This window comes from Alteromonas sp. 14N.309.X.WAT.G.H12 (genome assembly GCF_036697315.1).
Taxonomy (GTDB): domain Bacteria; phylum Pseudomonadota; class Gammaproteobacteria; order Enterobacterales; family Alteromonadaceae; genus Alteromonas.
Genome location: NZ_JBAHZB010000253.1, coordinates 1 through 484, shown reverse-complemented (window position 1 = coordinate 484; position 484 = coordinate 1). Strand labels below are relative to the sequence as shown.

General features: G+C 38.8%; 1 protein-coding gene. It reads left to right on the top strand.

Annotation, left to right across the window (positions count from 1 at the left end; translation table 11 throughout):
* Positions 1 to 23 precede the first annotated feature (23 nt).
* Positions 24 to 484, top strand: a 461-nt coding sequence (locus V5298_RS20865; protein ID WP_332933316.1) for a hypothetical protein, incomplete at its 3' end; no start/stop codon positions are given.

The following is a 484-nucleotide window of genomic DNA, read 5'->3' as shown; positions in this document are numbered from 1 at the left end:
GCGTTATATTTTATGGAGAGCCTGTGAGTATTTGTCTAACCATTTCAAAAATTGACTGGGCAATAACTAAGGATGTGTTTACGATTATTGGAACAATCTCAGCGATTGTTATAGGTATAATCGGGCTAACCACTTGGCGCAGACAATTGAAAGGCACAAGTGAGTATGAAGTTGCTAAAAAAGCGATTTTACTAACATATGAAGTAGAGCAAGCCATTCAAGGTGTGCGTAATCCTATGTTGCACCTTCCAAAAGACGAAGTTGAAGCTGGTCGTCAGCTAGAAGCTGAACAAAAAATATATGCAGAACGCTTTGTCGCTCTAGAAAATAAATGGGCAGAATTACAAACTATAAAACTTGAATCTAAGGTCATTTGGGATATCGAGGCGGCTGAAAGCTTTAATGAAATCAAAGATATTATCGGAAAATTAAGAGGTGGTATCTGGCTCCATTTCTGGATGAAAGGTGCATATGCTGGTCCAGG